Genomic DNA, 24385 nt, shown 5'->3' on the forward strand with positions numbered 1-24385 from the left:
ATCTTGGCAGATTTCAAAACCGGGTAGATCTTGGCAGACATGATTTCCTCCTCAGGCCGCTTTATTTCACCTTACCGGGAGACTCCTTTTCCCCCAGTCATGTGTCAGATTCATAGCAGTTCGGCGACATCCGGCAATTAGACAATGGTCATTTGTCTTGCAAAGAATTGCAATTATGATGCAATCCGGTTATAGACCGCTCATATCCCGGAAATCAGTGGTTAACATCCACGGCCCGCGCCCCCGGAGCGGACGGACAGAAGGACTGTATCTATGGCTCAAACACTGCTTATGCCGAAAGCGACGGCCGTCTGGCTGGTGGACAACACCGCGCTGTCGTTCGATCAGATTGCTACGTTCTGCAAACTGCACCCGCTTGAAGTCAAGGCAATCGCCGATGGCGAAGCCGCCCAGGGCATCAAGGGCCTCGACCCCATTGCCACAGGTCAGCTCTCGCGTGATGAAATCGCGCGTGCGGAAGCCAATCCTGCTCACAAGATCAAGCTCTCCGAACCGAAGGTTCGCGTGCCTGAATCCAAGCGTCGCGGTCCGCGTTACACGCCGGTTTCCAAGCGTCAGGATCGCCCGAACGCCATTCTCTGGCTGGTGCGCAATCACGCTGAACTCAAGGACGCGCAGATTTCCCGACTCGTCGGCACGACCAAGTCCACGATCGAACAGATCCGCGACCGCACGCACTGGAACTCGGCCAATCTGACGCCGATGGATCCGGTCACGCTCGGCCTGTGCAGCCAGATCGATCTCGACCTTGAAGTAGAGCGCGCATCGCGCGGTCGTCCGCTTCCAACGCAGGAAGAACTGGACGCGACCTTGCAGCCTGCTGCTGCTACCGAAAGCCTCGGCTACAACTATGAGCGTGAGGAAGAAAAAGAAATCGACGCCAACGCCGTATTTGCAAAGCTCAGCTCGCTCAAGTCTTCCCGCAAGGATGAAGACGAAGACGATAATTACTGATCTTTCCCTTCTTTATGCACTGACGAAAAAAGCCCCGTTATGCGGGGCTTTTCTTTGCGTGGGATTTATAGAACGGTGATCAGGCTGTTTTCGCAGGCAGGGAAAGCACCGGCGCACCGGTCTTTTCATCGTCGTTCAACAGACCACTTGCCCTCAGCAGCGACGAGAAGCGACCGCCGCGCATGCTCAGCTCATCAAAGGTGCCCTTCTCGACAATCCGGCCATTGTCCATGAAGAGGACAAGATCGGCGTCACGCACCGTAGACAGCCGGTGGGCGATGATGAATGTCGTACGGTCCTTGCGCAGGGCATCGACAGCGTCCTTGACGCGGGCTTCCGTCTCGACGTCGAGCGCGCTGGTTGCCTCGTCAAGAACAAGGATAGGTGCGTTCTTCAGAACGGCGCGAGCAATGGCGATTCGCTGGCGTTCGCCGCCCGACAGGCGGTTGCCGCGTTCGCCGACTTGCGTCATGTAGCCGTTCAGTCTGCTGTCGATAAAGTCCGTCGCTGCCGCAGCGGCTGCCGCCTGCGCGATTTCGTCGTCCGTGGCGCTGTCACGCCCCAGCCGGATATTGTCGCGGATGGAGCGGTTCAACAGGCCCGCATCCTGGAAGACGGTGGCAATAGAATTGCGCAGCGACTGCCGGGTGACCGTCGAAATATCCGTGCCGTCGACCAGAATCTGGCCGCCATTCGGATCGTAGACGCGCTGAAGCAGGTTGATGAGCGTTGTCTTGCCGGCACCCGTGGGACCAACGATGGCAACGGTTTCGCCTGCATTTGCAGTGAAGGAAACGTCGTGAACACCCTGTTTCGTATTGGCGAAACCGAAGTCGACATTCCGGAACTCGACCTTGCCGGAGACCTGGCCGAGTTCAACGGCGCCACTTGGTTCTTCACGCTCCTGGACGGAATCCTCAAGCTTGAAGAAGTCGATGAGTTTCGCACGTGCCTCGAAAATCTGCGTCGCGAAAGCACGCATCTGGTCGAGACGGCCGATCAGAAGATTGGCAAAACCGATGAAGGCAATGACGTCACCGACCTTCAGCTCGCCGTTCTTGACGAGGATCGTACCAATAATCAGGATCACCATCATGGAGAGTGTGGAAGCCGTGCGGTTGAGCGCGCTGGCAAACGCCCACCAGTCGAGAACAGGATATTGCGCGCTCAGCAACCTTTCGGTGAAAGATTTCAGCGCCTTTGTCTCTGCTTCGATGCGATTGTAGCTATGCAGGACGGACACATTGCTGATCGAGTCGCTCACATGCGCAAACACGGAGTGATAGTGCTCCTCGACAGAGGCCTGGCCTTCCTTGGTGCGCTCCATCACCCATTTGCCGATGAACCAGTAGACGGTGCCCAGCGCCATGAGTACGCAGCTGAGGCGGAAGTCCATCGAGATGGCGGTCGGGATAAGCAGGATCAACGCCACGAATGTGGCCAGATGCGTGCGCATGAACTCCAGCCATAGACCGAACAGGGTCTCGCTGGCTCGCAGCAGCGTATGCAGCGCATTGGAGGTACCGCGCTGGTGATGCCACGAGAGCGGCATCGAGATGATGCGACCAAAGGCTTCCGTCAACAGGGATGCACGGCGCCCGTGGGCAAGGCGGTCGGCCTCTCGCGCTACGGCGACATAGGCAACCGTGTTGAACACACCGAAGGCGGCCCAGAGAATAAGGATGTTTGTCGCGTCCGAACCCGACGATATTGCGTCGATGATACGACCGAACAGAACGGGCTCAGCGATGGTGATTGCTGCCAGAATGATGTTTGCGACAACGACGATGGTGACACGCCACTTGTTGTTGGCGAGATAACGCAGGGCGCGTGTATAAACCTGAAACAGTGTCAATTCCCAAATCCCGTCTTCATGTCCGCAGCGCCGGATCTCCAGCGCCTTTTAACTGCAGTGCTTTCAATGGCGATGCAGATTAAGCAAGTCTTTGTTTTATCGCTTTTTCCACATGAATGCGGGCTTAACGGAGCGGCTGCACGGATCAACTTCTCTAAAAAATATTCATTTCGGGATTGCAGGAGCCGCGCTTGAATGCCATTCAAGATTTCGCGGTATGGTTTTAATCATCGATTACCTTTTAAGGTATAACCTCTAACGGGCGCGTCATAAACGTTGCTCGGCGTCGGGAGAAAATATCATTTTAGAGCGCGTCGACGAATGTCTAGTTTCTTCCAAGGTTTTCGGCTCCATGCACGATGTGTTTCAGTTTTTGACCCTGTGCAAAGAGGCGAGAACGAAGGAAAAATTTCTTTCATCTTTCCATGATGTTACCCGTCGAATGGGGTTCAATTTCTATCGGATCGTTCGACGCGATGAAGAGGATCTGACCTTCACGGGAACAGTCCTTGCGGAATATCTGCCAAATGGTTGGAAAGAGTTTTATCACGCCAAGAAATATTACGAAATAGATCCGGTAAAGCGTACACTCGGCCTGTTGCATCAGCCGTTTCGTTGCCGTGACGTTGTGGGTCTTCTGCCGCACGCAACGCAACGCAAGCGCGCGTCCAAGCTGTTTCAGGATGCTGCCCGCTTTGGCCTGCGCGATGGCTTTGGTTTTCCGATTCATGGTCGAAGCGGTTTGCTCGGAGGCGTTTTCGTGCTCGGTGAGGGGCGCCATTTTTCGAAGCAGGAACTGACTGTTGCTGACATGGCAATGCGTGCGGCTTTCTGGAAAGTGCTGGAATTCTCCGGTCAATCGGAAGAGCTTCTGTCATTTCCCGACCTGACGGTCACACAGCTGACACGGCGCGAACTGGATGTGCTGACGCTTCTGGCCCAGGGCAAGACATCGCCGGAAATCGGTAAAACTCTGTCCATATCCAGCCACACTGTCGATTGGTATATAAACGGCATCCAGCGCAAGTTTGACGCTCGAAACAGGCAGCATGTCGTTGCACTTGCTCTTCGTCACGGCATCATTTCCTGAGCGATCAAAAGCGGCCAGTCGTACGCAGACTGGCAAAAACGCCCTTTCCAAGCGCGAAGTTTACTGCTTAATTTCGCGCTGCAGCATATATGTGTGCTTGTCTGGTTTGGGAGGCCGTCTTGAAAATATCGAAAATCCTTGTCGCCAATCGTTCAGAAATCGCGATCCGCGTGTTTCGTGCTGCCAATGAACTTGGCATAAAAACGGTTGCCATCTGGGCGGAGGAAGACAAGCTTTCGTTACATCGTTTCAAGGCGGATGAGAGCTATCAGGTCGGCCGCGGCCCGCATCTGACCAAGGACATGGGGCCGATCGAAAGCTACCTGTCGGTCGAGGAGATCATCCGGGTTGCCAAGCTTTCGGGCGCCGATGCCATCCATCCCGGCTATGGTCTGTTGTCGGAAAGCCCGGAGTTTGTAGAGGCGTGCAACGCGGCCGGGATCATCTTCATCGGCCCCACGGCAGATACGATGCGCCGTCTTGGTAACAAGGTTGCTGCGCGAAACCTCGCCATCTCCGTCGGCGTGCCCGTTGTTCCCGCCACCGAGCCGCTACCGGACGATATGGCCGAAGTCGAGCGGATGGCCGAAGAGATCGGCTATCCGGTCATGCTCAAAGCGTCATGGGGCGGCGGTGGTCGTGGCATGCGCGCCATCCGCAAGAAGGAGGACCTGGCGCGCGAGGTGACCGAAGCCAAGCGCGAGGCAAAGGCTGCCTTCGGCAAGGACGAGGTCTATCTCGAAAAGCTGGTGGAACGTGCTCGCCACGTGGAAAGCCAGATTCTCGGCGACACCCACGGCAATGTCGTGCATCTGTTCGAACGCGATTGTTCTATCCAGCGCCGGAACCAGAAGGTGGTCGAGCGCGCTCCGGCACCCTACCTGTCCGAAGAGCGTCGGCAGGAACTGGCGAATTACTCGCTCAAAATCGCCGGGGCCACCAATTATGTCGGTGCGGGTACAGTCGAATACCTGATGGATGCCGACACCGGCAAGTTCTACTTCATCGAGGTCAATCCGCGTATTCAGGTCGAGCACACGGTGACCGAGGTTGTGACCGGCATCGACATCGTCAAGGCGCAGATTCACATTCTTGAAGGTGAAACGATCGGGACGCCGCAGTCGGGCGTGCCAGCGCAGAAGGACATCCGCCTCAACGGGCATGCGCTTCAGTGCCGTATCACCACCGAAGACCCTGAACATAACTTCATTCCCGATTATGGCCGCATTACCGCGTATCGCTCGGCATCCGGCTTCGGTATTCGTCTGGATGGCGGCACGTCCTATTCGGGCGCGATCATCACCCGCTACTACGATCCTCTGCTGGTGAAGGTCACGGCCTGGGCGCCGCAGCCGGATGAGGCTATCGCGCGAATGGACCGCGCGCTGCGTGAGTTCCGTATTCGTGGCGTTGCAACGAACCTGACCTTCCTCGAGGCCATCATCGGCCATTCGAGTTTCCGCGACAACACCTACACGACGCGCTTCATCGATTCGACGCCGGAACTGTTTGCGCAGGTCAAGCGCCAGGACCGCGCCACGAAGCTGCTGACCTATCTTGCCGATGTGACCGTCAATGGTCATCCGGAAACGAAGGGTCGCGTGAAGCCTGCAGCCAATGCGCCCGCACCAATCGTGCCCTATATCGACCAGCCGACGCCTGACGGAAGCAAGCAGCTTCTCGACAAGCTCGGACCAAAGGGTTTTGCCGAGTGGATGCGCAATGAAAAGCGCGTGCTGGTCACCGATACGACGATGCGCGACGGCCACCAGTCCCTGCTGGCAACCCGCGTCCGCACCCATGACATAGCCCGCATCTCCAGCGTTTACGCCAAGGCCCTGCCGCAGCTGTTGTCGCTGGAATGCTGGGGTGGTGCCACCTTTGACGTGTCCATGCGCTTTCTGACCGAAGACCCGTGGGAGCGTCTGGCGTTGGTGCGCGAGGGCGCGCCGAACCTGCTGCTGCAAATGCTGCTGCGCGGTGCCAACGGCGTCGGCTACAAGAACTATCCTGATAATGTCGTCAAATATTTCGTCCGTCAGGCGGCGAAGGGCGGGATCGATCTTTTCCGCGTTTTCGACTGCCTGAACTGGGTGGAGAATATGCGGGTGTCGATGGATGCGATTGCAGAAGAGAACAAGCTCTGCGAAGCGACCATCTGCTATACGGGCGATCTGTTGAATTCGGCCCGTCCGAAATACGATCTGAAATACTACACCAACCTCGCCGTCGAGCTCGAGAATGCGGGCGCCCATATCATCGCCGTCAAGGATATGGCGGGATTGCTGAAGCCAGCTGCCGCACGGGTTCTGTTCAAGGCGTTGCGTGAAGCGACCAGCCTGCCGATCCATTTCCACACGCATGATACGTCCGGCATCTCGGCCGCAACCGTGCTTGCGGCGGTGGAAGCCGGTGTGGATGCCGTGGATGCGGCGATGGATGCGCTTTCGGGCAATACATCGCAGCCATGCCTTGGCTCCATCGTTGAGGCGCTGAAAGGCACCGAGCGCGATACGGGTCTCGATACGGAATGGATCCGTCGCATTTCCTTCTACTGGGAAGCGGTGCGTGGCCAGTATGCCGCCTTCGAAAGCGATCTCAAGGGACCGGCATCGGAAGTCTATCTGCATGAAATGCCGGGCGGCCAGTTCACCAATCTCAAGGAACAGGCCCGTTCGCTTGGGCTGGAAAGCCGCTGGCACGAAGTGGCGCAGACCTATGCAGACGTCAATCAGATGTTTGGAGATATCGTCAAGGTGACACCATCGTCCAAGGTGGTGGGCGACATGGCGTTGATGATGGTTTCCCAGGATCTGACGGTAGCCGATGTGGAAAACCCGGATAAGGAAGTCTCCTTCCCGGACTCGGTTGTCTCCATGCTGAAGGGTGATCTCGGCCAGTCGCCGGGCGGTTGGCCTGAGGCCTTACAGAAAAAAGCGCTGAAGGGTGACAAGCCCTATACTGTGCGTCCGGGCTCGCTTCTGGCCGATGCCGACCTCGAAGCAGAGCGCAAAGAGATCGAAACCAAGCTTGAGCGCGCCGTCGATGACTTCGAATTTGCATCCTATCTGATGTATCCGAAGGTATTCACCGACTTTGCACTGGCTTCCGAAACCTATGGTCCGGTCTCGGTGCTGCCGACCCATGCTTACTTCTACGGTATGGAAGATGGCGAGGAACTGTTTGCAGATATTGAGCGCGGCAAGACGCTTGTCGTCGTCAACCAGGCATCATCAGGCACCGATGACAAGGGCATGGTCACCGTCTTCTTCGAGATCAACGGCCAGCCGCGCCGCATCAAGGTGCCGGATCGTGCCCATGGTGCCTCCGGCTCTGCCGTGCGCCGCAAGGCAGAGCCCGGCAATGCCGCCCATGTGGGCGCGCCGATGCCGGGTGTCATCTCCCGAGTCTTCGTCAATCAGGGGCAGGATGTAAAGGCAGGCGATGTGCTGGTTTCCATCGAAGCGATGAAAATGGAAACGGCGCTTCATGCAGAGCGTGATGGCAAGGTGGCCGAAGTGCTGGTCAAGCCCGGCGATCAGATCGATGCCAAGGATTTGCTGGTCAGCTTTGCCGACTGATCCGGACTGCGCAAATGCAAAAGCCCACCGAGAGGTGGGCTTTTTCATGGGCTGCCGATTTGCGGATCGAAGCGGGACGCTTACCGATTAGCCGTTTTGCGTGAGCGGCGAGATCAGCACTTCGACGCGGCGGTTCTGGGCGCGGCCATCGGCAGTCGCGTTGGAGGCAACGGGCTGCGATGGGCCAAAGCCCATGGTCGAGATGCGGCGTTGGTCCACACCGCCACGTTCACCGAGATAGTTGGCAACGGACGCTGCGCGGCGCTCGGACAGGCCCTGATTGTGCGCCAGGCTGCCGGTGGAATCCGTGTGGCCGTTGATGTCGATATAGGTCTTGTTGAACTTGTTCAACACGATCGCAACCGAGTTCAGCGTCGGGTAGAATGGCGGGATGACCTGATCCTGATCCGTGGCGAAGGTCACGTTGGATGGCATGTTGAGAACGATGCTGTCGCCACGGCGTGTCACGGAAACGCCGGTTCCCTGAAGCTGCTGGCGAAGCTCTGCCTCCTGATTGTCCATGTAACCGCCGATGGCGCCACCGGCCAGAGCGCCGATACCCGCGCCGATCAGGGCATTGCGGCCCTTGTTGCCGCCACCAATGGCAAGGCCGCCAACAGCGCCCGCGAGTGCGCCAAGACCAGCGCCTCCAGCCATGTTGGACACCTTCTGCTCACCCGTATATGGGTCAGTGGTGGTGCAGGCGGAAAGATAGGTCGCGCAGATGGCGACAATCGCGATTTTCTTCAGCATGGAATCAGTATCCCCGTCATTTCGCTCGCCGTTCCTTTAGCAAGAAATACGGCAATAACAAGGTGGAGGGCACGGTCCAAGGGTGCCCTCTCAAACAGCTGATCAACCGAGCGATGGCTGGTGTGACGGCACGCTTTTGACAGCTGTGGCTACCGTCGCGACAACCATCAGCCCACCGACGACGGTGATGTGTTCGAACGCAAACATCATTTCCATAAACGCCTTTTCACCGGTCATTTGCCAGAATGCGTGTGCGATCGGGATCGTCATGATGGTAAAGGCAGCAAGGGCTCCGGCACCAAGCCAGACGTGCCTTCCAGAGATAACCAGGGCCGAGCCAGTCAGCTGCACAAAAATGACAGCCATCGCCATCGGTGCCGCAGGCAGGACGCCAAAATGCTCCATTTCAGCGACGGCAGCCTGAAAATCAAAGAGTTTTGCAAGCCCGCTCGACCAGAAAATGAAGGTGAGCAGAATGCGGGAAACCAGTGCGAACACCGGCGAAAGTCGGATCTTCTCTATCATATGGAAGGCTCCTTCACGCGTTTTCAGGAACAGGGATATGGATACCGAATTGCGCGGCAGTCTGAACGATTGCTGCAATGTCGGGTGCCTTCATCTCGGGAAACTGCGTTGTGCCAGATGGAAGCGGGTCTCCAATGGTTTCAAAGAAAGCTTCGTGCAGATCGCCGGGGAAATTGATCAGCAACATGCGTGACGGCGTATCGGCAATATTGCGGAAGCTATGCATGGACCCCGGGGCAACGTGAATGAAGGCGCCGGGGCCACAGTGTCTGACATCGCCGTCCACTGTGATCTCGTAAAGTCCATCGAGAACAAGGAATGCCTCCTGATCCGTCTGGGTGTGCGGAGGCGGCCCCGCGTTTGGTGCCGTCAGCACCTCAATCACCGTAAAGTTCTTCCTCGTGTCGTTGTAGCGCGCGCGGAAAGTGAGAATGTTACCAAGGAAATGAACAGTCAGGGGTGAAGCATTCGCTGCATGAGATAAGCCTGCGGAAACTACGGACATCTCTTGTACCTCTAGATGTTTATGATACAATAACTCGTAATGAGATATATGTCTCATAATGAGGTTTGAATGAGCAGTCAAGATAGAAGTTTCGAGCGGGTCAATCAGAAGCGAAGAACCCGAGCTGAGTTGTTGCGTTCAGCACGTGCGATCATAGAGGGGGGATGCAACCCGTCCGTGCCCGATGCGGCAGATGCGGCAGGCATATCAAGGGCTACAGCGTACCGTTATTTTTCCACAGCGGACGACATGATCAGGGAGGCCGTGCTCGACGGTGTTGCAACTGGCATAGGGGTGGAACGCCCGGCAAACGACGCGGATGACGCGACGGTTGGCCTGTTACTCGACAAGCTTGTGTCAGATGTTTTCGGGATGATCCTTGATAACGAAGCGGTTTTCAGGGCCATGCTCGGCACCTCTGTAAATGGCCAGAACAAAAACCGCCGGGGAGGGCGCCGTATTTCATGGCTGAGGGATACGCTGAGCCCGCTTGAGGATCGCCTGTCCCAAGCCCAGTTTCAGCGGCTCGTCCATTCGCTTTCTCTCGTTCTGGGTATCGAGTCTGTCATCGTTATGCGTGACATTTGTGAACTTGAGCCGAAGGACGCCGAGCAGGTGCTCCGCTTTACGGCGAGGGCCGTCCTCGCTAGCGCCCTGGCTGACCCGGATCGTGAGGTATCATGACCGGCACCATGTGCCGCGTCAGATATTGTCCCCGGTTATGCCCGGGGACTTATTCGGCGGCTGTCTTTCGGCCAAAGCGCTTTTCGATGTATTCCGCAACCAGATTCTCGAAGTCCTTGGCGATCTCCGGGCCCCGCAATGTCATGGCTTTCTCGCCATCGATATAGACGGGTGCTGCCGGATTTTCTCCGGTTCCGGGCAGCGAAATGCCGATGTCTGCATGTTTGCTCTCGCCAGGTCCGTTGACGATGCAGCCCATGACCGCGACGTTGAGAGCCTCGACGCCCGGATACTTGTCGCGCCAGATCGGCATGTTCTTGCGCAGGTCGTTCTGGATGTTCTGCGCCAGTTCCTGAAAGACGGTCGATGTGGTGCGCCCGCAGCCCGGACAGGCGGCAACGACAGGAACGAACTGCCGGAAGCCCATAACCTGAAGCAATTCCTGCGCAACCTGCACTTCTCGCGTCCGATCGCCATTCGGCTCAGGCGTCAAGGAAACGCGGATTGTATCGCCGATGCCATGCTGCAGCACGTAGCCCATGGCGGCGGAAGATGCGACGATGCCCTTTGAGCCCATGCCTGCCTCGGTCAATCCGAGGTGAAGCGCATGGTCGGAGCGGGCGGCCAGCATCGAATAGACGGCGATGAGGTCCTGGACCTGGCTGACCTTGGCAGACAGAATGATACGGTTGCGCGGCAGGCCGATATCTTCAGCCATTTCAGCCGAAATCAGCGCGGACTGGACAATCGCTTCGCGCGTCACCTGACGGGCGGAAAGGGGGAACCCCTCCTCCTTGTTCTTGTCCATCAGGGTCGTCAGCAATTCCTGATCGAGCGAACCCCAGTTCACCCCGATTCTGACCGGCTTGTCATAGCGGATGGCCATTTCGACGATATCGCCGAATTGCTTGTCCTTCTTGTCCTTGAAGCCCACATTGCCAGGATTGATGCGGTATTTCGCCAAGGCTTCCGCGCAGGCCGGATGATCGGCCAGCAATTTGTGGCCGATATAATGGAAGTCGCCCACCAGGGGCACGTCCATGCCCAGCCGCAGAAGACGGTCGCGAATTTTTGGAACCGCAGCTGCGCTTTCGTCTCGGTCGACGGTGATACGCACGATTTCTGAGCCGGCGCGGAAAAGGGCAGCAACCTGCTGCACTGTCGCATCGATATCGGCGGTATCGGTATTGGTCATGGACTGCACGACAACCGGCGCGCCGCCACCGACAATAACGCCGCCGACATCGACAGCAACGGAAGCGCGGCGCGGCGTGGGATCGAAGTCGGCGTGTGACGTCATTTTTTTCTCGGGCGATTGCGGTAAGTCTAGTCTCAGGTGGTACAAGGCAGGCTGCTTGTCAACATCCAAGCGATCAACTCCTACTTTAACCCAATCATGGCAAAATTCGAAATCCTGCCTTTCCTGTCATGATGCACGCCAAAATTTGCTGTCTTTCCGTCTCAGTGACCGCTGGCTCCATCGGCGTGGCGGGCTAGTCTGGAGAGCATGAGAACCACGACATGGAGAAGAGGCAGGCCGATAAAGACGCTGGCAAGGCCGGTATGTTCGGCTATGAAGCCAATGGCCGAGGGGGCGACGAGAATGCCGGAATAGCCCATGGAGGTGACCACCGAAAGTCCGATGCCGGGCGCCAGACCGGGCATGTTGCCAGCAGCGGAAAAGGCAATCGGTACCATGTTCGAGATGCCGATACCGGCAATGGCAAAGCCAATAATCGCAATGAGAGAATTGGGTGCAAAACCTGCGACCAGAAGGCCGAGGATGGAAATGACGCTGCAGAATTGCAAAGTCCGCACCGCCCCGAAACGATCCCGCACGAGATCGCCGGCAAACCGCATGATGGCCATTGTCAGTGAGAAGGCCGCAAAGCCAAAGCCGGAAAGGGTGACCGATGCGCCAAGTTCATTGCGCAGATAGAGAGCGCCCCAATCCAGTATCGCGCCCTCTGGAATCATCGAGAACAGCGCCATCAGGCCGATGATCCATGGCAGGGGCGTGAGAGGCAGTCCACCTTTCGGACGTTCCGCTTCCGGATGTGGACGATCTGCCAGCACGCGTGGCCAGGCGATGGCGAGAAGGGCCGCTGCGATGATGGTCAGCGCGACCGAGTGGCCGTAAATGCCGATCTTGTTGATGAGCACACCGCCGACGCCCGCGCCAATGAGGCCGCCCAGGCTCCAGAAGGCGTGGCAGGAAGACATGATCGCGCGGCGCATATTGCGCTCGACTTCAACGGCGTTGGCATTCATCGCCACGTCCATCGCCCCCGTCAGTCCTCCAAACAGGAAGACGGTGATGATCCCTGCCCAGAGCGTGTTCGAAAGCGTGATCAGCAGCAGGGTTGGCACGAAGACGGCGGCCACGGCCAGCGTTACTGTTCTTGAGCCAAAGCGGGCAATCTGGGAGCCTGCGACCGGCATACAGGCGAGAGAGCCAAGGCCGAACACGAGAATGACAAGACCCAGGGCGCTTTCACTCAGCGAAAGCCGCCTTGCAAATTCCGGGATCATCGGTGCCCATGAGCCCATCATGAAGCCGTTCATGAGAAACAGCAGTGCGACGCCGAGGCGCGCGCGGGTCATATAGGGCAGGCGGGCGGTCGTCTGCGTGGCAGTGCCGTTCATCGGACTGGTCCTTCGATCATGGCTAAGTTTTTCGTGTGGGAGATGGGGGAGGCGCCCGGTGGACGATGGCGCCGCTGTCTTTCAAGGTCTCGACGATCCCATCATCGGCATCGCCTTCGAGAACAAGCGTGAGCGTCGAGGAAAGGGTGCGAACGTGAAATGGCGCGCCTGCACCAAGCTTCTCGGTTGTAATGGCCGCCATCGTCCTTGCGCTCGTATTGCAGGCCAATTGCTTGAAGACGGAGTCTTCGTAGATATCGGCACACAGACCGCGCTCCATGGCCAAGCCACAAACGCCGATGATGCAGAGATCAGGTCTGATCTGCTCCAACTGGCGAATAGCTGTGGTGTCGAACGAAGCTCCAACCGCAGGGTCGATCCGCCCGCCAATCATGATGAGCTCGATACCTTCATGCCCGGTCAGTTCTGCGGCGATTGCCGGCGTGTTGGTGACCACGGTCAGTTTATGGGGCAGCAAATGTCTGGCTATGGCCAAATTGGTGGAGCCCGCATCAAGAAAAACCGTCATGCCGTTTTCCACCAGCGAGGCTGCTGTCTGGCCAAGAGTGGCTTTACGATCCGGCATTTCGGCAAGGCGCGTCTTGAATGGTACGGTGGTGCCGGGCGTCAGCAAGGCGCCACCATAGACGCGCTGGCACTCGCCACGCGCTGCCATTTCGCGCAAATCCCGCCGGATCGTATCTTCCGAGACGCCAAAATCGTGGGCGAGTTCCTGCGCAAGCACGCGACCATTCTGGCGGAGTTGGGCTAGAATTGCGGATTGTCTTTCGCTGACAAAATGATCGATTTTGGTCACCCGGCATCATCAGGAGTAATCGTGCAGAAACATGCATAACCCGGCACTCATATTTTCTCAAGCGAAAATATCGGGTCACTGCCAGGCGCGGGACCCAACCCATGTCTGCATCATCAGGATAGTGCAAAGCCGCTGGACAGGAAGGTCCTAGCTTTTGCGATCTGCAACGAATCTAGCAGTATCGATCAGTATCTCGGCGCGGGTGCCATAGGGGGCCAGCAAATCAGCCGCATCCTGCACCAGTTGCTGCAGGCGGGCATTCGCCCATGCCTCGCCATGAAGGGCGACCAGCGTTCCCTTGCCGCGGGTGGCGTCCTTGCCTGTGGCCTTGCCCATGGTGGCCGCATCAGACGTCAGGTCGAGGAGGTCATCTGCAAGCTGGAAGGCGAGGCCGATCTTTTCGCCGAAACTGCGCAGTCTTTGACGCTCGCTGGCATCGCTGCCAGCGATGATGGCGCCCGCCTCGCAGGCGAAGCGGATCAGCGCACCGGTTTTCATAGCCTGCAATGTAATGATACCCGCTTCATCCGGCGGGTTTTTTTCGGCGGCGAGATCAAGCGCCTGCCCGCCCGCCATGCCGCCGATGCCGGCCGCTCTTGCCAGCGCCAGCACCAGTGCGGCCTTGCGGTCGTCGGCTAGGTCGGTCTTCGAGGCAATGATGTCGAAGGCGAGTGTCAGCAGGCTATCGCCTGCAAGAATGGCCGTGGCCTCGTCATATTTCTTGTGAACGGTGGGCTGACCGCGTCGCAGGTCGTCATTGTCCATCGCGGGAAGATCGTCATGCACCAGCGAATAGCAATGCAGGCATTCGAGTGCCGCGCCGACATGCAATGCCGCTGTCGGGTCGCCGCCAAGCAGGTCTGCCGTCTCGATGACCAGAAACGGGCGAAGACGCTTACCGCCGTTCAGGACGCCGTGGCGCATGGCCTCCAGCAGGTTTTCCGGTCGGGTAATCTCGTCGGAGCGCGCATCGCCGGAAAGGAGTTCGCCCAGCAAGGCTTCGGTTCTTGCCGCATTGTCGCGCAGCCGCGTCTCGAATGTCATCTTGCCAGTTTCCTTACCATGTCAGGTGACGGTGGCTCTTTCGCATGGGGAAAAATGGCTGGCAATCGTTTTTGTGAGGTCGCTGTGGAACTTCGTTATCGCAAGTAGCCTTGATGCGTGATGCGGAATATGAAAGGCTTTATTCCATAGCCAAGTGGGGGCAGGTTTTTTGAGCAGTACGCCGGACAGCGAGACGGATTATGAAACGCTCGCCGAAAGCGGGAGAAAACCGAAGGTGGATGTTCGAAGCCTCATCAGACGCGCCTTGCTCGTCGTCATCGCACTGCTTGTGTTGCCCTATCTGCTAATCCCGGTCTATGCACTGCCTTTCATGCGTCCCGTTTCCACATTGATGCTGGCGGATCTCGTTACATTTCAGGGTTATGATCGCCGCTGGGTGCCGCTTGAGAACATATCGCCCCGCCTCGTCCAGTCGGTCATGATGTCCGAAGACGGTCAGTTCTGTGCCCATGGCGGCGTGGACTGGAACCAGATGCAGACAGTGGTCAACAGCGCGCTGGAAGGCGAAGCCACCCGTGGTGCCAGCACCATTCCAATGCAGACGGCAAAGAACCTGTTTTTATGGAATGGCCGGTCCTTTTTGCGCAAAGGGCTGGAATTGCCGTTGGCCGTGGTTTCCGACTTCGTCTGGTCTAAGAAGCGGATGATGGAAATCTATCTCAACGTCGCCGAATGGGGCCCGGGTATCTATGGTATCGAGGCGGCGGCGCAATATCACTTCAAGATACCCGCATCCAAGCTCAGCTCCCGACAGGCCGCATTGCTAGCGGTTGCGCTTCCCAACCCGATTGACCGCGTTGCCAGCAAGCCGGGACGGGGAATGCAGCGGTTGGCCGGGCTCATCGAAAGACGAGCCCGTGGTTCCGGCGCTTATGTCAGCTGTGTGCTCGACTAAGCTTCTATGTGTCAAGGCAACGCCCTAGTCTAGCGCTTGGTAAAGACGTAGTCCGTTTCCTGCCGAAGCGTTTCGCCGGGGCGCAGGACCGCATCCGGGAAGCCTTCGTGATTGACCGAATCCGGCCAGATCTGGGTTTCCAGGCAAAAGCCTGCCGATGGCCCATAGTGGCGGCCCTCAAGGCCGGGAACGGCGACGTTGAGCTTGAAGGCAGAGTAGAATTGCACACCCGGTTCGGTTGTCAGCACATCCATCGTCACATTTGACGCAGGTGCATAAAGCCGTGCCACCTTGCGCTTTGCGACGCGCTGGGCTGAAAGGCAGAAATTGTGGTCGTAACCGACCTGTGCACCATCGATCTCGCGGCGCATCGGTGTCGAGCTTCGCAGGTCGAAGACAGTACCGTCAACGGCGCGGATTTCACCGGTCGGAATCTGTCGCTCGTCCGTTGGAAGGTAATGATCGGCGGCGATTTCGATTTCATGGCCGAGCGCCGATTCCGCGCCGTCCAGATTGAAATAGGAATGCTGGCAAACATTGGCGAGCGTCGGCTGATCGGTCGTCGTTTCGTAAACGACCGACAAAACGCCTCCCTCGCGAATTGTGTAGGTGGCCGTTACAGCACAATTACCCGGATAGCCGGCGCGGCCATCGGGATCGATGATCTGCAGCACGACATGACTGGGGCCATGTTCCATGATCATCCAGTTGCGCTTGCCGATATTGTCGCTGCCGCCGTGAAGGTGGGTAACGCCTTTTTCGTTCAGCTCCAGCTGATAGGCCTTGCCATCGATGGAAAACTTGCCGCCACCGATGCGATTGGCGTTTCTGCCGGGCGTGGCGCCGAAATAGGAGGAATATTTCGGATAGTCATCGAAATTTTCGAAGCCGAGAAGAAGTGGCGGCTGATGGCCTTCAAGCCGCAGATCCTGGATGACGGCGCCCCATGTCATGACATTGGCACTCAATCCGCCAGCAGCAATGCCCACGCGCTCGACCTTTTCTCCCGTCGGCGTAAATCCGAAGTTTTCACGTGTCCCGGCTTCCAGCATAGCGATACTCTCCCAATCGATCGTTTCGGGCCGGACGTTGCGTTATTTTCCGACCCTTCGCAATCACTGAATTACTTTCTGCCCGTGCCGATCGCTTCCAGTTCGTACGGCGTGGTCTGATAGATCTCGTTGATCCAGTTGCCAAAAAACAGGTGGGCATGGCTGCGCCAACGGTTGAGTGGCTTCAAGGTCGGATCGTTGTGCGGAAAGTAGTCATGCGGAAGCTTGATCGGTACGCCCGCGTTCACATCGCGAAAATACTCGTCTGACAGCGACGTCGAGTCATATTCGACGTGATTGAACATATAGAGGCGCTTGCCCTTGGCCTCATGGGCCAGACACACGCCCATTTCCTCGGATTCCATCAGGATTTCCAGTTCCGGATGTTGCTCGATGTCGGCGCGGCGAACCTCTGTCCAGCGCGATACCGGAACCTGAAAATCGTCGGAGAAACCGCTGAGATAAATTGAGGATGGGCAAAGATTGCGGTGTCTGTAGACGCCGAATGCCTTTTCCTTCAACTCGTGCTTCGGCACGCCGTGGAAGTGATAGATTGCCGCCATTGCACCCCAGCAGACATTGAGCGTCGAGTGGACGTTGGTCTGTGTCCAGTCGAAGATTTTCTGCATTTCGTCCCAATAGGTGACTTCCTCGTAGTTCAGCGTTTCCACCGGTGCGCCGGTGATGATGAAGCCGTCAAACTTGCGGTTCTTCACTTCTTCCCATGTCTCGTAGAAGGAAAGCAGATGTTCTTCCGAGGTGTTCTTGGCGCGGTGTCCGCCGATGCGGACCAGCGAGAGTTCAACCTGCAGCGGTGATGCGCCCACCAGTCGCGCCATCTGGATTTCGGTCTTGATCTTGTTTGGCATGAGGTTGAGCAGCCCGATCTGCAGCGGGCGGATATCCTGACGGATGGCTGCCGTTTCTGTCATGACCCGCACGCCCTCATTCACGAGGGTCTGGAAAGCGGGGAGCGTATCGGGAATCTTGATTGGCATGTCAAACTCACTTCCATGGCGGCGTAGGCCGTGAAAACAAAAAAACCGGTGGCGAAATCGCAACCGGTCCTCGGAAATTGACTTTTTCCTCGACCCTTTAGCGACTTCTTTAAAGTGGCTGCAAGCCGGTCGGCAAATCACCACTGACGGGTGTCATAATCCCGCGCAGCCAGAAAATCAATATCGCAGGCCAATCCGGCGTTTGTGTCTTTCCATCCGTGACCGATCCGGGCTATGGCAGGGGAATGACGCCTACCCATTTCACCATACTTCTCGGCGGCACAATCACCGTCACGGATCGTCTGCGAAAAGCAGTGGCGGACACGCGCGTGATTGCGGCTGACAGCGGAATGCGTCACGCCGAGCCTCTCGGTCTGACGCCGGAATTATGGGTGGGTGACTTCGATTCCTCCGACAGGGACCTCCTGGCACGGTGGCCTGATGTGCCACAAAGGCCGTTTCCCGCGTCCAAAGGTGTGACCGACGGCGAAATTGCCGTGTCTGAGAGCATCGAGCGCGGTGCCACCCGTTTGACCCTGGTGGGTGCACTCTCCGGCGAACGGTCGGACCATGCGCTGTTTCATCTGCTCTATGCCGTTTCACTGGCTGAAAGCAGCATCGATGTCACTCTCACATCCGGGGAGGAGGAGGCCTATCCCTTGCTGGCAGGGGAACGCACGCTCGATCTGCCGGCAGGATCGTTGTTTTCTGTCGCCGGTTTTACGGCGCTGTCGGGTCTCGAAATCAGGAATGCGCGCTATCCCCTGACAGATTTTGCGCTTGCTTTTGGCTCGTCCCGTACTATTTCCAACGTGGCGGAGGGGCCATTGCACCTTCGTCTTGAAAGCGGCAAGGCCATCGTGCTCGCCCGTCCCTATGATTTGACCGGAGCCTGAACCTTGGCACCCCCTATTCTGAAACTCGACGATATCAAGCTGACCTTCGGCGTTACTCCACTGCTCGACGGTGCCAATCTGCAGGTGGAGCCGGGGGATCGTATCTGCCTTGTCGGCCGCAATGGTTCGGGCAAATCGACGCTGATGAAGATCGCGGCGGGTCTCGTAGAGGCGCAGTCCGGTGAGATATTCCGTCACCCTTCGGCTACGATCCGTTATCTAGAGCAAGCACCTGATTTCGCCGACTTCGAGACGGTTCAGGCCTATGCGGAAGCCGGTCTTGGCCCTGGCGACGATGCCTATCGCGTCACCTATCTGCTGGAACATCTCGGTCTGACCGGGCAGGAGCATCCGTCTAGCCTTTCTGGCGGCGAAGCTCGCCGCGCTGCTCTCGTGCGCGTCATGGCACCAGAGCCCGACATTCTGATGCTGGACGAGCCGACCAACCATCTGGATCTGCCGACAATCGAATGGCTGGAAAGCGAATTGCAGCAGACGCGAAGTGCCCTGGTCCTGATCTCGCATGACAGGCGCTTCCTTGAAAAGGTCTCCACAGCGACAGTCTGGCTGGATCGTGGGCAGGCGCGGCGTCTCAGCCGCGGGTTCGCGCATTTCGAGGAATGGCGCGACAAGGTGCTCGAAGAGGAAGAGCTGGAGCAGCACAAGCTCGGCAAGGCCATTGAGCGCGAAGAACACTGGATGCGCTATGGCGTGACTGCGCGGCGCAAGCGCAATATGCGGCGTGTGGGCGAATTGCAGGCCATGCGGGCTGAATATCGCGGGCACAAGGGGCCGCAGGGCTCGGTTCAGGCCACCGTCACGGAAGGGCGCGAGTCCGGAAAGCTGGTGATCGAAGCGGATGCGATCACCAAGTCCTATGGTGATCGGCCTATCGTCACGCCATTCTCGTTGCGTGTTCACCGGGGCGATTGCATCGGCTTCGTCGGTCCCAACGGTGCGGGAAAGACAACGCTTCTCAAGATGCTGACCGGTCAGCTGGAACCGGACAGCGGCTGGGTCAAGCTTGGCACCAATCTGGAGATTGCGACGCTCGACCAGAAGCGTGAGGATCTCAACCCCAACGATACGCTGGCGCATTATCTGACCGATGGCCGTGGTGAAAACCTGCTGGTCAATGGCGAGTTGAAGCATGTGACCGGCTACATGAAGGATTTTCTGTTCCAGCCGGAACAGGCCAGAACTCCGATCCGTAATCTTTCGGGCGGCGAGCGCGCACGTCTCATGTTGGCGCGCATTCTGGCACGGCCGACCAATCTTCTGATCCTCGACGAACCCACCAACGATCTCGATATCGAGACGCTTGATCTCCTGCAGGAGATTGTTGCCGGTTTTGCAGGCACTGTCATCCTCGTCAGCCACGACCGCGACTTCCTCGACCGCACGGTGACTTCCACCATCGCTCCTGCCAATCCGGATGCGCCTGACGGTCGCTGGATTGAATATGCAGGTGGCTATTCGGACATGATGGCGCAGCGCAAGGGCGCCTCGGACGAGAAGCGAAAGGCCGAAAAGCAGGAAAAGGCCAAGGCTTCCGCTTCGTCCAACTCCGCTGCCGAGCCTTTGAAAGCCAAGGGAAAGCTGTCCTTCAAGCAGAAATTCGCGCTGGAAAATCTTCCCAAGGAGATGGAGAAGGCGCAGGAAGAAATCGCCAGGCGCGAGGAACGCATGGCTGATCCCAACCTCTTCACCAAAGATCCGGCGGTCTTCAACACGCTTGCCGATGAGATGTCGAAGCTTCGCCAGAAGCTCGAAACGATGGAGGAAGAGTGGCTGGAACTCGAGATGCTGCGTGAGGAACTCGAAAGCTAGACGGGCCTCATTGCGGCGACGGCGTCACGGCACCATCTATGACAGTAACGCAGATCGCGTTTTCTGTTGCAGCGGAGGAGCCAGACATGCGCATGATTTTCGTCAACCTGCCGGTCAAGGATGTCGCAAGATCCAAGGCGTTTTTCACCGCGCTTGGCTTCAACTTCAATCCCGAATACTCGGATGATCGCACGCTATGTATGATCATAGAGAAGAATATTTTCGTCATGCTGCTGCAGGAGGAGCGGTTCCGCGATTTCATCAATGGCGATATTGCCGATGCGATGCGCACCAAGGAAGTGCTCACCTGTGTTTCTGCCTCCAGCCGTGAAGAGATCGACCAGATGATCGCCACCGCGCTGGCCAATGGCGGGGCGGAGTGGAAGCCCGTGCAGGATCATGGCTTCATGTATGCGGGTAGCTTTCAGGATCCCGATGGCCATGTCTGGGAACTGGTCCATATGAGCGCCCCGGCCTAGACGTTGCCGTCTTGCTAATTCTCTCCTGAGGCACTACATCTTCGGCAGATCTAACGGGGTGCTTTGTTCTGACACGAACGAGGCTGAGAGGCTCTGCCAACCCGAAGAACCTGATCCGGTTAACACCGGCGGAGGGATTAGACGGCTTCCATCAAGACGCCCTTTTCCCCTTGTCGCTTGAGGAGGTGCTTTTGATGTTCCGTCGTATTTTCCTTCATGGCCTTATGCTGGCATCGGTGATGGTTCCTGGTCTTGCCGCCGCGCAGGATAAGAAGACGCTCACCGTCTACACTTATGAAAGCTTTGTTTCAGAATGGGGCCCCGGTCCTAAGGTCAAGGCCGCATTCGAGAAAGCGTGTGACTGCACCCTCAACTTCGTTGGCGTAGCCGATGGTGTGGCGCTTCTCAACAGGCTGAAGCTGGAAGGTCCATCGTCAAAAGCGGATGTCGTTCTAGGTCTCGACACAAACCTGATTGCGGAAGCCAAGCAAACCGGGCTCTTCGAAAAATCCGGGGTCGATGCGTCTGCGGCAAAGGTGCCGGGTGGCTTTCAGGACGATGTCTTCGTTCCCTATGATTACGGCCATTTCGCCGTTGTCTATGATACGCAGGTGATGAAAACGCCGCCCAGAAGCATGAAGGAACTGGTCGAGGGCGATCCGGCCCAGAAAATCGTCATTCAGGATCCGCGCACCTCAACACCGGGTCTCGGCCTGCTGCTATGGGTCAAGTCGGTCTATGGCGATCAGGCGCCGCAGGCCTGGTCGAAGCTCAAGGACCGCATCTTGACGGTTACACCCGGATGGTCGGAATCCTATGGCCTCTTTACCAAAGGCGAAGCGCCGATGGTATTGTCCTATACGACGTCGCCTGCCTATCACATGGTGGCGGAAAATAGCGAAAGATATCAGGCTGCCGCCTTTGATGAGGGGCACTACATCCAGATCGAAGTTGCCGGGGTCTTGAAGAATGCCCCGCAACATGCGCTGGCGCAGCAGTTTCTGGCATTCGTTCTCACCTCCGGCTTCCAGGACACCATTCCTGAAAACAACTGGATGATGCCGGTGGCACCGACCTCCGCGCCCCTGCCTGCTGCGTTCTCCAAGCTGGTGCAGCCATCAAAGACCTTTCTGATGTCGCCGGAGGATGTGGCGCGCAACCGCAAGGCCTGGATCGATGAGTGGCTCGCGGCGATGAGCGTCAAGTAGGATCGAAGCAGGTCATGGTAGGACGCCGGGAAGGGCGATGGTTCATCTTTGGCGGAGCCGCGACGGTTACCGCTGTCGTCCTTTTCATCGGGCTTGCAATTTATGCGCTTCTGTCCTTCGACGTCAGCGCCGCGTCTGTTGGCCTGATCGATGCCTATACATGGCGGATACTGCGCTTCACGCTCTGGCAGGCGACGCTCTCGACAGTGCTGTCCGTCGCGCTTGGATTGCTGGTGGCCTTGGCACTTGCCCGGCAGCGTAACTTCCCCGGTCGCATATGGATCATCCGCCTGATGGCGGTTCCCATGGGCTTGCCGGTCATTGTCGGCGCGCTTGGACTGATATCGATCTGGGGCAGGCAGGGTGTCCTCAATATGCTTCTGCAGACTGCGGGTCTGGACGCGCCCGTTAGTATTTACGGTCTGTCCGGCATTCTTGTTGCCCATGTTTTCTTCAATCTTCCGCTGGCAACCCGCTTCTTTCTGGCCGGACTTGAGGTGGTGCCGGGAGAATATTGGCGCATGGGCTCGGCGCTGGGCTTTGGACCTTTTGCTACATTTCGCTTCGTGGAATGGCCTGCCGTCGCACGACTTTTGCCAGGGGTCGCAGGACTTATCTTCATGCTCTGCGCAACAAGCTTCACCCTCGTCTTGCTGTTGGGCGGGGGACCTGCGGCCACGACAATCGAGGTGGCGATCTATCAGGCGCTGCGGTTTGATTTCGATCCACCGCGCGCAATCGCGCTTTCGGTGATGCAGATCGCCATGACAGGGGCGTTGCTGGCCTTGCTCGCGCTGCTACCCTCGGCCGAGCCCGACAGACAAAGCCAGGGTCGGCCCGTGCTGCGCATGGATGGCAGAAAAGCGGGGCCTCGCTTGTGGGACAGCGCTGTCATTCTTTCCGTACTGTTTCTGGTCGGGGCTCCCTTGTGCGCGGTCGCATCTGCTGGCGTTTCAGCGGATCTGTGGCGGTTACTTTCTGCCCCCACTTTCCGGCAGGCAGCGGCGACAAGCTTTCAGATCGCGCTTTTTTCCGGGCTGCTGGCCGTCTTCGCTTCATATGCGCTTGTGCGCGCGCGCCATGCCATTGCTTTGCGCAGAGAGGCCGGTTTCAGCCTGAAGGCGTTTCTTGTTCTGATGGGCGCAGGCTCATCTCTCGTCCTGCTTGTACCGCCCGTCGTTTTGGGAAGTGGCTGGTTTCTGCTGTTGCGGCCCTTCGGCGATGTGGCGGCGTTTGCACCTGTTATCGTCGCCATCATCAATATGTTGATGTCGTTGCCCTTTACCATGCGCGTTATCGAGCCGGCATTCCTGAGCCATGATGCGCGCACCGGCAGGCTTTCTGCCGCGCTGGGTCTTCGTGGACTATCGCGATTCCGGTTTGTTGATTGGCCGGTCCTGTGGCGTCCCACTGCGACGGCGTTCTTCTTTGCGATGGCGCTTTCGCTCGGCGACCTGGGTGCTGTTGCGCTTTTCGGATCAGAGAACTTTGTCACCCTGCCTTGGCTGGTCTACAGCAATATGGGAAGTTACAGAACACAGGATGCTGCCGGTTACGCCTTCATTCTCGGTGTCATCTGCCTTGTCCTTGCCGCAGGCGGCGTTTCCCGTCGTTCAATGAAAGCAATTGCATGAAGAATCCTGCGGATTGGGGAGCCTGCCTCGACAATGTCTCACTGAAGCTTGGACAACAGCAATTTTTGCTGGATTGCGGGTTTGAGCGCGGAAAAATCACAGCCGTGGTAGGGCCGTCGGGATCTGGAAAGTCGACACTGCTCAATCTCGTTGCCGGTTTTGAGAACCCCGACGAAGGGCGCGTTCTTATCGAGGGGCGCGAGATGGCGGGGCTCGATCCGGCAGAGCGGCCCGTCTCCATCATATTTCAGGACAATAATCTGTTTTCTCACCTCGATATCGTGACCAATGTCGGCCTCGGCGTCAGCCCGTCGCTGTCTTTGTCGAACGCGGATAAAGCCGCAATCAAAGGTGCGCTTGAGAAGGTTGGACTTTCAGGCTTTGAAAAGCGCTTGCCCTCGACATTGTCGGGCGGAGAGCGACAAAGGGCCGCTCTTGCCCGAGCTCTGGTAAGGCAGCGTCCGTTGATGTTGCTGGATGAGCCCTTTGCGGCTCTCGATCCGGGTTTGCGGTCGGGCATGGCCAATTTGCTGAAGGCCCTTCATCACGACATGGACAACAGCATTCTGCTAGTAACACATCATCCCGATGACATACGTCGCCTGGCAGACGCCGTTGTTTTCCTCTCCAATGGACGCGTTGTCTTTCAAGGCAGCGCCCAGAATTTTTTCGATGCGACCGATATCGACGAGATCAGCATGTTTCTCCATGTCTGATTGTTGCCTTAACGCTCGCATCTCTTCGACGCCGCGTCACAATTTCGACGCGACGCACTGTCAAGCCTTGAAAAACAGAGAGGCGATGCACCATTTTTGCACTTGCGAATTTTGAATAACTGCTTGAAGTATTATGCGAACAATCTTCCCCTCGAAACGTCTTTGCATGATGGATCATTTT

General features: G+C 57.6%; 21 protein-coding genes and 2 riboswitches. Of the genes, 11 read left to right on the plus strand and 10 right to left on the minus strand.

What is annotated here, in order from left to right:
* Positions 1–273 precede the first annotated feature (273 nt).
* Positions 274–975 (plus strand): DUF1013 domain-containing protein, encoded by a 702-nt coding sequence (locus tag ASF69_RS20655; RefSeq protein ID WP_062590216.1) that lies wholly within the window; start codon positions 274–276, stop codon positions 973–975.
* Positions 976–1054: 79 nt separating this feature from the next.
* On the opposite strand, the gene ASF69_RS20660 is transcribed toward ASF69_RS20655, so the two are convergent.
* Positions 1055–2830 (minus strand): glucan ABC transporter ATP-binding protein/ permease, encoded by a 1776-nt coding sequence (locus tag ASF69_RS20660; RefSeq protein WP_062590217.1) that lies wholly within the window; start codon positions 2828–2830, stop codon positions 1055–1057.
* A 352-nt stretch (positions 2831–3182) separates the two neighbouring features.
* On the opposite strand from ASF69_RS20660, the gene ASF69_RS20665 reads away from it, so the two are divergent.
* Together ASF69_RS20665 and pyc are read left to right on the plus strand one after the other, a co-directional pair.
* Positions 3183–3920: a LuxR family transcriptional regulator gene (locus tag ASF69_RS20665; protein WP_082469815.1), complete on the plus strand. Its 738-nt coding sequence runs from the start codon at positions 3183–3185 to the stop codon at positions 3918–3920.
* 119 nt (positions 3921–4039) lie between these two features.
* Positions 4040–7501 carry a pyruvate carboxylase gene (gene pyc, locus ASF69_RS20670; protein ID WP_062590440.1) on the plus strand — a complete coding sequence of 1154 codons (3462 nt, stop codon included), beginning with the start codon at positions 4040–4042 and terminating at the stop codon, positions 7499–7501.
* Between the two features lie 87 nt (positions 7502–7588).
* On the opposite strand, the gene ASF69_RS20675 is transcribed toward pyc, so the two are convergent.
* From ASF69_RS20675 to ASF69_RS20685, 3 genes are all read right to left on the minus strand, one after another.
* Positions 7589–8254, minus strand: coding sequence for an OmpA family protein (locus ASF69_RS20675; RefSeq protein WP_062590221.1), 666 nt, complete (start codon positions 8252–8254; stop codon positions 7589–7591).
* Between the two features lie 102 nt (positions 8255–8356).
* Complete coding sequence (locus ASF69_RS20680) at positions 8357–8779, minus strand: DoxX family protein (RefSeq protein ID WP_062590223.1); 423 nt, start codon at positions 8777–8779, stop codon at positions 8357–8359.
* A gap of 13 nt (positions 8780–8792) precedes the next feature.
* A complete protein-coding gene (locus ASF69_RS20685; RefSeq protein ID WP_062590224.1) occupies positions 8793–9284 on the minus strand; it encodes a cupin domain-containing protein in 492 nt (163 codons plus the stop codon).
* A 69-nt stretch (positions 9285–9353) separates the two neighbouring features.
* On the opposite strand from ASF69_RS20685, the gene ASF69_RS20690 reads away from it, so the two are divergent.
* Positions 9354–9968 (plus strand): TetR/AcrR family transcriptional regulator, encoded by a 615-nt coding sequence (locus ASF69_RS20690; protein WP_062590226.1) that lies wholly within the window; start codon positions 9354–9356, stop codon positions 9966–9968.
* Between the two features lie 49 nt (positions 9969–10017).
* Here ASF69_RS20690 and ispG read toward each other — a convergent pair whose 3' ends face one another.
* From ispG to ASF69_RS20710, 4 genes are all read right to left on the minus strand, one after another.
* Complete coding sequence (gene ispG / locus ASF69_RS20695; protein WP_062590227.1) at positions 10018–11268, minus strand: flavodoxin-dependent (E)-4-hydroxy-3-methylbut-2-enyl-diphosphate synthase; 1251 nt, start codon at positions 11266–11268, stop codon at positions 10018–10020.
* A gap of 161 nt (positions 11269–11429) precedes the next feature.
* Positions 11430–12614, minus strand: a complete 1185-nt coding sequence (locus ASF69_RS20700; protein WP_062590229.1) for an MFS transporter — start codon at positions 12612–12614, stop codon at positions 11430–11432.
* Positions 12615–12636: 22 nt separating this feature from the next.
* Positions 12637–13431: a DeoR/GlpR family DNA-binding transcription regulator gene (locus tag ASF69_RS20705; protein ID WP_244475541.1), complete on the minus strand. Its 795-nt coding sequence runs from the start codon at positions 13429–13431 to the stop codon at positions 12637–12639.
* 147 nt (positions 13432–13578) lie between these two features.
* Positions 13579–14475, minus strand: coding sequence for a polyprenyl synthetase family protein (locus ASF69_RS20710; protein WP_062590231.1), 897 nt, complete (start codon positions 14473–14475; stop codon positions 13579–13581).
* A gap of 169 nt (positions 14476–14644) precedes the next feature.
* Here ASF69_RS20710 and mtgA point away from each other — a divergent pair, with 169 nt between their 5' ends.
* Positions 14645–15391, plus strand: a complete 747-nt coding sequence (mtgA, locus tag ASF69_RS20715; RefSeq protein ID WP_062590232.1) for a monofunctional biosynthetic peptidoglycan transglycosylase — start codon at positions 14645–14647, stop codon at positions 15389–15391.
* A 29-nt stretch (positions 15392–15420) separates the two neighbouring features.
* Here mtgA and ASF69_RS20720 read toward each other — a convergent pair whose 3' ends face one another.
* Both ASF69_RS20720 and metA read right to left on the minus strand, forming a co-directional pair.
* Positions 15421–16443, minus strand: a complete 1023-nt coding sequence (locus ASF69_RS20720) for an aldose epimerase family protein (protein WP_062590234.1) — start codon at positions 16441–16443, stop codon at positions 15421–15423.
* Positions 16444–16514: 71 nt separating this feature from the next.
* Positions 16515–17441, minus strand: a complete 927-nt coding sequence (metA, locus tag ASF69_RS20725) for a homoserine O-succinyltransferase (RefSeq protein WP_062590236.1) — start codon at positions 17439–17441, stop codon at positions 16515–16517.
* Positions 17442–17518: 77 nt separating this feature from the next.
* Positions 17519–17595: riboswitch (SAM riboswitch) on the minus strand.
* Between the two features lie 91 nt (positions 17596–17686).
* Between metA and ASF69_RS20730 the strand changes: the two genes are divergently transcribed.
* The 6 genes from ASF69_RS20730 to ASF69_RS20755 all read left to right on the plus strand — a co-directional run bounded on the left by ASF69_RS20730 (position 17687) and on the right by ASF69_RS20755 (position 24204).
* Positions 17687–18337, plus strand: coding sequence for a thiamine diphosphokinase (locus tag ASF69_RS20730; protein WP_062590238.1), 651 nt, complete (start codon positions 17687–17689; stop codon positions 18335–18337).
* Positions 18338–18340: 3 nt separating this feature from the next.
* Complete coding sequence (locus ASF69_RS20735; protein WP_062590240.1) at positions 18341–20167, plus strand: ABC-F family ATP-binding cassette domain-containing protein; 1827 nt, start codon at positions 18341–18343, stop codon at positions 20165–20167.
* An 86-nt stretch (positions 20168–20253) separates the two neighbouring features.
* Positions 20254–20646 carry a VOC family protein gene (locus ASF69_RS20740; protein WP_062590242.1) on the plus strand — a complete coding sequence of 131 codons (393 nt, stop codon included), beginning with the start codon at positions 20254–20256 and terminating at the stop codon, positions 20644–20646.
* A 44-nt stretch (positions 20647–20690) separates the two neighbouring features.
* Positions 20691–20800: riboswitch (TPP riboswitch) on the plus strand.
* A 40-nt stretch (positions 20801–20840) separates the two neighbouring features.
* On the plus strand, positions 20841–21854 hold the full coding sequence (thiB, locus tag ASF69_RS20745) for a thiamine ABC transporter substrate binding subunit (RefSeq protein ID WP_062590244.1): 1014 nt from the start codon (positions 20841–20843) through the stop codon (positions 21852–21854).
* Positions 21855–21868: 14 nt separating this feature from the next.
* Positions 21869–23488: a thiamine/thiamine pyrophosphate ABC transporter permease ThiP gene (gene thiP, locus ASF69_RS20750; RefSeq protein ID WP_062590444.1), complete on the plus strand. Its 1620-nt coding sequence runs from the start codon at positions 21869–21871 to the stop codon at positions 23486–23488.
* Entirely contained in the window at positions 23485–24204 is a 720-nt protein-coding gene (locus ASF69_RS20755) for an ATP-binding cassette domain-containing protein (protein ID WP_062590245.1), read from the plus strand. Before thiP ends, ASF69_RS20755 begins: the two co-directional genes overlap by 4 nt.
* Positions 24205–24385: the final 181 nt, after the last annotated feature.

Source organism: Rhizobium sp. Leaf311, assembly GCF_001423445.1.
Taxonomy (GTDB): Bacteria; Pseudomonadota; Alphaproteobacteria; order Rhizobiales; family Rhizobiaceae; genus Agrobacterium.